Origin of the sequence: Sphingomonas sp. (assembly GCF_040398505.1) — a bacterium.
GTDB lineage: Bacteria > Pseudomonadota > Alphaproteobacteria > Sphingomonadales > Sphingomonadaceae > Sphingomonas.
Genome location: NZ_JBBATX010000087.1, coordinates 4777 through 11407 on the forward strand (window position 1 = coordinate 4777; position 6631 = coordinate 11407).

Annotated in this window: 7 protein-coding genes and 1 pseudogene; 4 read left to right on the forward strand and 4 right to left on the reverse strand. The window is 66.9% G+C overall.

Going from position 1 to position 6631, the window contains the following annotated elements; genetic code table 11:
* Positions 1-89: 89 nt before the first annotated feature.
* The 4 genes from ABWP09_RS10930 to ABWP09_RS10945 all read right to left on the reverse strand — a co-directional run bounded on the left by ABWP09_RS10930 (position 90) and on the right by ABWP09_RS10945 (position 2855).
* Positions 90-335 carry a hypothetical protein gene (locus ABWP09_RS10930; RefSeq protein WP_353205174.1) on the reverse strand — a complete coding sequence of 82 codons (246 nt, stop codon included), beginning with the start codon at positions 333-335 and terminating at the stop codon, positions 90-92.
* 14 nt (positions 336-349) lie between these two features.
* Positions 350-1738 carry a glutamate--cysteine ligase gene (locus tag ABWP09_RS10935; RefSeq protein WP_353205175.1) on the reverse strand — a complete coding sequence of 463 codons (1389 nt, stop codon included), beginning with the start codon at positions 1736-1738 and terminating at the stop codon, positions 350-352.
* A gap of 75 nt (positions 1739-1813) precedes the next feature.
* On the reverse strand, positions 1814-2554 hold the full coding sequence (locus ABWP09_RS10940; protein ID WP_353205176.1) for a 16S rRNA (uracil(1498)-N(3))-methyltransferase: 741 nt from the start codon (positions 2552-2554) through the stop codon (positions 1814-1816).
* 145 nt (positions 2555-2699) lie between these two features.
* The gene (locus ABWP09_RS10945; protein ID WP_353205177.1) at positions 2700-2855 is read right to left on the reverse strand and encodes a hypothetical protein; all 156 of its coding nucleotides are present in this window, start codon (positions 2853-2855) and stop codon (positions 2700-2702) included.
* 126 nt (positions 2856-2981) lie between these two features.
* On the opposite strand from ABWP09_RS10945, the gene ubiA reads away from it, so the two are divergent.
* From ubiA to ABWP09_RS10965, 4 genes and pseudogenes are all read left to right on the forward strand, one after another.
* Positions 2982-3899: a 4-hydroxybenzoate octaprenyltransferase gene (ubiA, locus tag ABWP09_RS10950; protein WP_353205178.1), complete on the forward strand. Its 918-nt coding sequence runs from the start codon at positions 2982-2984 to the stop codon at positions 3897-3899.
* 161 nt (positions 3900-4060) lie between these two features.
* A complete protein-coding gene (locus ABWP09_RS10955) occupies positions 4061-5419 on the forward strand; it encodes a TldD/PmbA family protein (RefSeq protein WP_353205179.1) in 1359 nt (452 codons plus the stop codon).
* A complete protein-coding gene (locus ABWP09_RS10960; RefSeq protein ID WP_353205180.1) occupies positions 5412-6191 on the forward strand; it encodes a 3'(2'),5'-bisphosphate nucleotidase CysQ in 780 nt (259 codons plus the stop codon). Before ABWP09_RS10955 ends, ABWP09_RS10960 begins: the two co-directional genes overlap by 8 nt.
* Before the next feature lie 27 nt (positions 6192-6218).
* Positions 6219-6631 (forward strand): annotated as a pseudogene (locus tag ABWP09_RS10965) (hypothetical protein); the annotation flags it as partial.

Below are 6631 nucleotides of genomic sequence, written 5' to 3' on the forward strand. Positions count from 1 at the left end.
GGATGGCGCGCAATGGCGCGGTGCCGCGGTTTTTTGCTTGGGTCGGCGGGAAGCGTTAACCTGCTGCGCGAGGATTGACGCGCCGGTCGCTAGGATAATACCTTGACGACTAGATCCGGCCTGTAGGTTGAAACCGTGATCAGCCCTACGCCCACGACAAACCCGACGGCACCCATCACGCGACGCCAAGCGGGGAACTGACGATCGAGCCAATTCGGCTTGAATCCCGGCCCATATCCCTTGATCAACTCCGCTGCCGGAGTGAGCGCTAAGTATGCGCCGATCATAACCACCGCGATGCCATACAAAAGTGTCGAGAGCGCGAACCCGTTCATCGCTAATGCATACTCTAAAACCGCAGCTCGTCATACACCTTCGAAACGTCACCACCCCAAACGCCGTGATATTTGTCGAGCAGCAGTTGCGCCGGGACCTTGCCGCTCCGCACGATCTCGCGCAGCGGATCGAGGAAGCCGGTTTCGTTGCTGCCGCTCGCATCCTGGCGGTTGCGCGCCGATAGCCCGGCGCTGGCGATATCGACCACTTCGCCCGCGATGTCGCGCAAGGTTCGCCCACCCGCGATCGGCGCGTCGAGCCCGAGCTTTGGCACGGACGAGCGTAGCGCCTCGCGCTCCTCCATCGTCCAGCCCTTCACCACATCCCACGCCGCATCGAGCGCGCCCTGATCATAGAGCAACCCAACCCACAAAGCGGGAAGCGCGCAGATCCGCCCCCATGGCCCGCCATCGGCGCCGCGCATTTCGAGGAAGGTCTTCAGCCGCACTTCGGGAAAGGCGGTCGAGAGATGGTCGTTCCAATCGTCGAGCGTCGGCTTCTCGCCCGGCAGCACCGACAAGTCGCCCTTGAGGAAATCGCGGAACGACAGGCCGGCGGCGTCGATATATTTGCCAGCGCGATAGACGAAGTACATCGGCACATCGAGCGCATAGTCGGCATAGCGTTCATAGCCGAAGCCTTCCTCGAACACGAACGGCAGCATCCCCGTCCGCGCCGGATCGGTGTCCGACCAGATATGGCTGCGATACGACAGCATCCCGTTGGGCTTGCCCTCGGTGAAGGGCGAATTGGCGAAGAGCGCGGTTGCAAGCGGCTGGAGCGCGAGGCCGACGCGGAATTTTTGCACCATATCGGCTTCGGACTGATAATCCAGATTCACCTGAATGGTACAGGTCCGCAGCATCATGTCGAGCCCCATGCTGCCGACGCGCGGCATGTGGCGCAGCATGATCGCGTAGCGGCCCTTGGGCATGATCGGCAGTTCGGCGCGCGTCTTGTCGGGCCACATGCCAAGGCCGAGAAAGCCGATTCCAAAGCGGTCGCCGATTGCTTTCACCTGTTCGAGGTGACGCCCGGTTTCGGCGCACGTCTGGTGGAGATTTTCGAGCGGCGCACCCGACAGTTCGAATTGCCCGGCGGGCTCGAGGCTGATCGACCCATCCGGCCCGTTCATCGCGATGACGTTCGGCGTGCCGTCGGGGCCCTTCTCCTCGACCGGCACCCAGCCGAATTCGGTCAGCGCATCGAGCAGATCGCGAATGCCGCCCTTTTCGGTATAGCTCGGCGCGTGATGGTCGCCATCGGCATAGACGAACTTCTCATGCTCGGTGCCGATCCGCCAGCGCTCCGGCGGCTTCTCGCCGCGCGCGAAGCTGGCGACGAGCTGATCGTGCGATTCGATCAGCGGGGATGTCTTTACGGAGTCGAGGTGCGTCGTCATTTGCGCGCTTTAGCGCTGCCTCGAGAGGTACGCCAGCCGTTCTCCCTCTCCCCGCAAGCGGGGCGAGGGAGAAGATTACCAATCGCCTCTTGCGGCCATCCACACAGCGACCGCCGCCGCCGCCGCTGTATCGGCGCGCAGGATGCGCGGGCCAAGCGCAATGCCGACCGCGCCCGGCACCGCGCGAATCGCGGCGCGTTCGTCCGCGTCGAAGCCGCCCTCCGGCCCGATCAGGATCGCCGCCGAGTCTCCGCCACCGCGCATCGCTGCCAATGCAGGCTCTCCGCCAGTCTCATCGGCGAAGAACAGAGTCCGCCCCGTCGGCCAATCGCGCAACAACGCCGCCAGCTTCACTGGCTCGGCCAGCTCGGGCACGGCGGTGCGCCCGCATTGCTCGGCGGCTTCGATCATGTGCGCGCGCAGCCGCTCGCCGTTCAACCGGTCCACCACCGTCCGCCGCGTCAGCACCGGCACCAGTCGCGCGACGCCCAGCTCGCACGCTTTCTCCGCCACCCAGTCGATCCGCCCCTTCTTGATCGGCGCGGCGCACAGCCACAGATCGGGCACCGTCTCAGGCCCGCGCAGCAGCTCGGTCACGTCGAGCATCAGGTCGCGCTTGCCGATGCTCGCCGCGACACCTAGCCACTCGCCCGAGGTGCCGTCGAACAGCTTGACCGGATCGCCCGGCTTCATGCGCATCACTGCGCACAGATAATGTGCTTGCGGTCCCTCGATCCTGAGCGGGCCGAGCGCGAGCGCTGCCTCGACGAACAAGCGCGGGGTCGATTGCGGGGGCCAGGCGGGGGTTGCGGGCATGGGGTGTCCTAGCGTGGGTTCTTCATGTTTTGAAATCTTCTTCCCCGGCGAAGCGCGCAGGGTTGAACATGCCCCGCATGTTCGAGGATCGTCCGGGGGACGATCCGACCCTGCACTCTTCGCCGGGGAAGCGAGGAGGTAGCTGTTACCGCCGCCGCCACACCGCCCGCACGATCACCGCAACTACGGCCGAAACCACCACCGCCAGCAACGCCCAGCCCGCCATCACCCCGACGCCGCGTGCCAGCGCCCACAGCAACGCCTCGAAGAACCGTCCGATCGCGACGGAGAGATGAACCACGCTGCCCGCCCCTAAAGCCTGCCCGTACATCGGCTCCTTCCGCTATCGGCGCGGCGGGTCGTCTTGTCGAGCGATCGCATCGGAAGGACTGTCTCCGGCCCGCGTGCTGGTGCATGGAGCGGAGCCATGACCGCGACCGATCTCACCCCCGACACACAGCATAGCGCCTTCATCCGCTTGCTCCCCCCGCCCGCGCGCCCGTTCGCCTTGCTCGCGCGGCTCGATCGGCCGATCGGGTGGTGGCTATTGTTCTGGCCCGGCGCCTGGGGCGTCGCACTGGCGGGCGGGGCGGTTACACGCTGGGATTTGATCCTGTGGCTGCTGCTCGGCAGCATCGCGATGCGCGGGGCGGGGTGCGTCTATAACGACATTGTTGATCGCGACCTCGACGCCCGCGTCGCGCGTACCGCCGCGCGACCGCTGGCGAGTGGCGCAGTGTCGCTCAAGGCGGCGTGGGTATGGCTGGTGATGCTGTGTCTGGTCGGGCTGGTCGTGCTGCTGCAACTCAATGTCTATGCCGCCGTGGTCGCGCTGCTCAGCCTTGCCCCGGTTGCGGCGTACCCGTTCATGAAGCGCATCACCTGGTGGCCGCAAGTGTGGCTTGGCCTCGTCTTTTCCTGGGCGGCGCTCGTGGGGTGGAGCGATGTGATGGGGTCGCTGCTGCTGCCCGGTCTGCTGCTCTATGCCGGGTCGATCTGCTGGGTGGTCGGCTATGATACGATCTACGCGCTGCAAGACCGCGAGGACGATGCGCTGATCGGGGTGCGCTCCTCGGCGCTGCGGATGGGCAACCGCGTCCACCTCGGGGTCGGCCTGTTCTACGCCGGCGCGCTGGCGCTGTGGGCGGGCGCGATTTGGGTATTGCGCCCCGATTGGCTCGCTTTGGTCGCGCTGCTGCCGGTCGCGCTGCATTTCACATGGCAAGTCGCGACGCTCGCCCCCGCCGATGGCGCCGGCGCACTCCATCGTTTCCGCTCGAACCGTTTCGCCGGATTGCTGGTCTTTCTGGCCTGCGTTGTCGTCGGCACGCCGTGGCCTTATTAAATCCTATGCGCTTCCCCGGCGAACGCCGGGGCCCAGGTGCGCGCCGCCGATTGCCGAGCGCTGCCCTGCGTCACCGAAACCTTCCCGACTGGGCTCCGGCCTTCGCCGGGGAAGCGAGAGATGGTCTAGCAACTCCCGGCCTCTCGTCCTAAGTCGCCATCATGCTAAACCCCGATCAAGCCCGTGAGCGGGCCGCCGATATCGTTTCCCGTGCGACCGCGGCCGGTGCCGATGCCGCCGACGCCGTCTATGCCGCCGATATGTCGCTCAACATTTCGGTGCGGCTCGGCGCGCTCGAGGATGTCGGGCGTTCGGAAAGCGCCGAACTCGGCCTGCGCGTGTTCGTGGGCAAGCGGTCGGCCAGCGTGTCGACCTCCGATCTTTCGTCCGACGCGCTGACCGCTCTGGTCGATCGTGCGATCGCAATGGCGCGCGAAGCGCCTGAGGATGCCTGGGCCGGCCTCGCCCCCGCCAATCGGCTGATGCACGGCGCGCCGCCCTTGCTCGATCTCGATGATCTGGCCGGTGGTGGCGACGGTGCCTCGCCCGAATCGCTGCGGGATGTCGCGCTGGAGGCGGAGGATGCCGCGCGCGCCGTGACCGGTGTTACCAATAGCGAGGGCGGGTCGGCCAGCGCGTCGCGCTCGATCTGGGCGCTCGCCACCAGCCACGGCTTTGCGGCTGGCTATGCCGCGACCGGCTATGGCGTGTCCGCCAGCGTGCTGGCGGGCGAGGGCGGGGCGATGGTGCGCGATTATGCCTATAGCTCGGCGCGCCATCGCAAGAGGCTCGAATCGGCAGCGGCGATCGGTCGTCAAGCCGGCGACCGCGTCGTCGCGCGCGTCAATCCGGGCCGCCTGGCCAGCGGGCCGATGACGGTGGTGTTCGATCCGCGCGTCGGCTCCAGCCTGCTCGGCCATCTGATCGGCGCGATTTCGGGAGCATCGATCACCCGCAAGACGAGCTTCCTGCAGGAAGCCCTCGGCACGCAAGTGTTCGCGCGCGGCGTCACCGTGCGCGACGATCCGCACCGCCCGCACGGCCTGCGCTCGCGCCCGTTCGATGGCGAGGGGCTGCCGGTCTCGCCGAGCACGATCATCGCCGATGGTATGCTCGAAAGCTGGCTGCTCGACAGTGCATCGGCGCGGCAATTGGGGCTTGAGCCGACCGGCCATGCTGCGCGCGGTGTCGGCGGTGGGCCGGGAGTATCCACCAGCAATCTGCACATGGTGGCGGGCAAGGTTCCGGTCGCGACGCTGATCGAAGACATTGCCGATGGCGTGTTCGTCACCGAGCTGATCGGGATGGGCGTGAACGGTGTGACCGGCGATTACAGCCGCGGTGCGGCCGGTTTCCGGATCGAAAAGGGCGTGCTCACCGGGCCCGTTGCGGAATTCACGATCGCGGGCAATTTGAAGGACATGTACCGCCACCTGACCCCTGCGAACGATCTCGAATTCCGCTTCGGCACCAACGTGCCGACGCTGCGGATCGACGGGATGACGGTGGCGAGTGGCTGATGCGGCGCTCGCCCGCGCGGTCGCGGCGGTCGCAGCTGAGGCCGGCGCGCTTGCTTTGTCGCACTGGCGCACCGATTTTCACCGCTGGGAAAAGAGCCCCGGCGATCCGGTCAGCCAGGTCGATCTCGACGTCAATACGCTGATCCGCGCACGGCTGTCGGCACTGTTGCCCGATGCCGGATGGTTGTCGGAGGAAACCGCCGACACGGCCGAGCGCCTGACGCGCGGACAGGTCTGGGTGGTCGATCCGATCGATGGCACGCGCGATTTCATTCGCGGGCGCGCTGGCTGGGCGGTGTCGATTGCGCTGGCCGAGGCGGGCCGCGTCACGATCGGCGTGCTCGACGCACCCGCGCGCGGGGAAATCTGGAGCGCTGCCTTGGGGCAGGGGGCGCTGCGCAACGGCGTACGTTTGCAGGTCGGCAACCGCCGCGATATTGTCGGCGCGCGCGTGCCGATCGACGCGCTGTCGGAGGACAGCGATCTGGTCGCTGTCGCCAAGCCCAATTCGATTGCGCTGCGCATCGCGATGGTCGCCGCCGATGAGGCGGATCTGGTCGCGACGCTGCGCTGGGGCCATGAATGGGATGTCGCTGCGGCGGCCTTGATCGCCACCGAGGCGGGCGCGACGGTAACCGACGCGCACGGCGTTCAGCTTAGCTTCAACACGGCGAGCGCTCTGGCGTTCGGTGTGCTGGCGACGACGCCCGACATCCATGCCGCCGCCGTCGCACGGCTGGCGGAGCGGGCCAAGGCGCTGTCGGCCAGGTAGAATCGAAGGAGGAGTTGCCCGATGACTATGACCAGGCTCGCTCGCATATCCGCTGCCGCGATCACGGCACTTCTGCTGTTCCCCATTGCCGCACCGGCGGCACCAAAGCCGGCAGCCAAGACAGTCGCGGCAAAGGCAGTGCTGGTGTCGATGAAGCAAGTCACCGTGACGGTCGATCCGGCGGGGGATGCCAAAGCCAATGCGGACAAGATCGCGGCGTTTCAGTCGGCAACGCTCGGCATTTTTTCCTGCGCCGATGTCGCTGGCGTTGCGCAGAGCGTCGGCGCGAGCGTGACCGATGCCAATGCTGTCCCGCTGACCGCGCTGCCCTCCGCGTTGCGCGAAACCGTCAGGACGATGAAGCTGGGCACCGCGACGCAAATGTTCGGCGATCGCAGCGAGGGCAAAGTCCGCGTGCTGGTCCTCTGCGCGCGCGCGGT

Excerpts from the sequence above, each read along its gene's own strand:
- ABWP09_RS10935 (WP_353205175.1), bottom strand. The coding sequence starts at position 1,738 with ATGACGACGCACCTCGACTCCGTAAAGACATCCCCGCTGATCGAATCG.
- ABWP09_RS10955 (WP_353205179.1), top strand. The coding sequence starts at position 4,061 with ATGCTAAACCCCGATCAAGCCCGTGAGCGGGCCGCCGATATCGTTTCC.
- ABWP09_RS10940 (WP_353205176.1), bottom strand. The coding sequence starts at position 2,554 with ATGCCCGCAACCCCCGCCTGGCCCCCGCAATCGACCCCGCGCTTGTTC.
- ABWP09_RS10930 (WP_353205174.1), bottom strand. The coding sequence starts at position 335 with ATGAACGGGTTCGCGCTCTCGACACTTTTGTATGGCATCGCGGTGGTT.
- ubiA (WP_353205178.1), top strand. The coding sequence starts at position 2,982 with ATGACCGCGACCGATCTCACCCCCGACACACAGCATAGCGCCTTCATC.